The following is a 2178-nucleotide window of genomic DNA, read 5'->3' as shown; positions in this document are numbered from 1 at the left end:
GGTTCTGCGATAACAGCTTTCAAAAATGATCCTTCTTACTATCGCACCACTTTAAAAAATCTTGGTGAGCGCCTGTCTGATCGTGTAGAAGATCTCACGACAAAATTTGATCGAAGTGATATCATCAACGCGCTCATAAAAGATGGCATGTCCCGTTCGGATGCACAAACAGCAGCCAACCATGCTGTTCAACTCTATCAAAGCGCAGAAGAAAAGACCGAAAAAGCCATCAAAGTCCTTGAAGAACGGGCAGAAACACTCTCAGACAATCTTGAGGATACGATCAAGGGAGCAAAAAACACTGCAACTAAAGCCACAAAAACAGCCTCCAATATGGGGTGGTGGGGCTTTTTAGGAAGTCTGGTAGGCGCCATTATTTCCAGTATTTTTGGCTATTATGGTTATAGAAGCCGTAAGGACACTTTCATGCTTTAAAACGTCTACCTGTCTACCTTTAAAGCAAATACATAAAAAGCTGCACGCATAGTGCAGCTTTTTTTGTAAATTCTTCTTAATCACTCTAAAATTCAGCCCTCTTATTTAAAATGCTCTTTGCAATCAACATAACATTTGACAAAAATAAAATCCATATTAAGAGGAAATAAGTGGTAGTTTTTTTATTTTGGTCATCATTGTTTTTCTATCAACTATAAGGGGGGAAATATATGAATATTTCACTTAATAAAGTAAAAAATGTTATTGAATTGGCTGCTGACGAAGTTGTGCCAACTGCAATGCTTACTAAGTATGCACAGCGTAACGATATTCAAATTTGTCAAAATGAGCTTGATGTGAATGGTTCGTTAGAAGTTTAATAATGTATTGTTGATACAGATCTATTTACATATCTAACTTTAAAATTAAGTATATTTAAGTGCATGTTTCAGTTATTTTCAGAGAGCTTTTCTCAAAAAAATTGGGCTAAGCAAGCAGCTGAATTATCAATTTCACACATCCCTTTCGATGAAAGGGATGTTTTGAATGCTTTAAGACAATACGCTCTACATCCTCATAAACTCTTAGCTCTTAATCCTAAATCCGAAGTAGTAACAGTGGTTAATGGAGTGCGGAGTCCACGTCCTCTTTCAAACTTTCTTGTTTTAGATACGGATAGAACTATAGAAGAATATACTGCCCGCGTTGACCAATATGCCGAAGGACAAGAATGGGCGGTCATGTATTATGGATTATACGCTGCAACCCCTGTTCTATGGGATGTGGCAAAACAATTTGCAGATCAATTAGCTCATTCTTTAGGTTTTAGGCCTGGTGGACGCGTAGATATTGACTGCTTCATTGGCCGGTATTCTTCTACCCATGTTGGGATCCATGTAGATCACGCTCATAATTTTGGTTTTACTCTACAGGATGGCAAAACAATGTTTGCATGGCCCAGTACACGAGAAGACCTCCAAGGGCTAAAATATCCTGAATATGAAGCGCATAAATTAACAGCAATTGCGCTGCAAAACCGTACAGACCGTGTTGCCTACTTTCCCCATGATGCTTTCCACGTTGCTGAAACTGGAAAAAATATCGCGGCAAATATCAATATTGCTTTTTGGGAAACAGCACACGATGCACAACATCATAAAAATTATGTCACGCATTTACTCCATCTTGATGATCGAACGCGACATGATATCCGCGCATCAGGAAGAGCAAATTTAAACCCTGATAATGCTTTTCAACACTCTGCACTAAACTCCGCCATCGCAAATGGTACCTTAAAACGCCATATGCTGGTTTCTCAATTAATTTGTGATACAAGTTCACGTTTATGTGTCAAGCGCCCCCTTGTTGACGTCTCCGAAATTGAAAATGAAATCACTCTTCGCCCACCTGCAACCCTGCAATGGGTGCCCTTAACTGAAACAAAAGAACTGCTCATCGCAGCAAATGGGCATTGCGCCAGTTTTGAGTATAGCTCTCATCTAGAACATTTCCTTTCTCAACTTTCATCAGGAAAAAAATTAGATCTAGCAAAATTAAATGATAAACCACATGACACAGCACAGAAGGAAATTTTAAAAGCTGTAAAAGCTTTAGCATGTTGGGGAGCATTGTGACAAAGAAAAAATCCATGATTTTTACCCAAATGGGGCTTTTCCTTGTTTTGGGCTTTAGCAGCTTTGCCGATGAAACAGCACAAGTTACATTTGCTCTCCACTTAGCAGA

The 2178-nt window shown here is 39.0% G+C and carries 2 protein-coding genes and 1 pseudogene; all 3 read left to right on the top strand.

All coding sequences use genetic code 11. The features are described 5' to 3' along the window. A pseudogene (locus tag ACFIL8_RS09370) lies at nt 1-435 on the top strand (DUF3792 domain-containing protein); the annotation flags it as partial. 230 nt (nt 436-665) lie between these two features. After that, nucleotides 666-815, top strand: coding sequence for a hypothetical protein (locus ACFIL8_RS09365; RefSeq protein WP_375689559.1), 150 nt, complete (start codon nt 666-668; stop codon nt 813-815). A gap of 63 nt (nt 816-878) precedes the next feature. Then, nucleotides 879-2069 carry a hypothetical protein gene (locus ACFIL8_RS09360; protein WP_375689557.1) on the top strand — a complete coding sequence of 397 codons (1191 nt, stop codon included), beginning with the start codon at nt 879-881 and terminating at the stop codon, nt 2067-2069. Nucleotides 2070-2178: the final 109 nt, after the last annotated feature.

This window comes from Bartonella sp. AP57NXGY, from assembly GCF_042195805.1.
Lineage (GTDB): Bacteria > Pseudomonadota > Alphaproteobacteria > Rhizobiales > Rhizobiaceae > Bartonella.
Note: the sequence above shows the minus strand (reverse complement) of the source record. Positions and strands in the feature narration are given on the sequence as shown.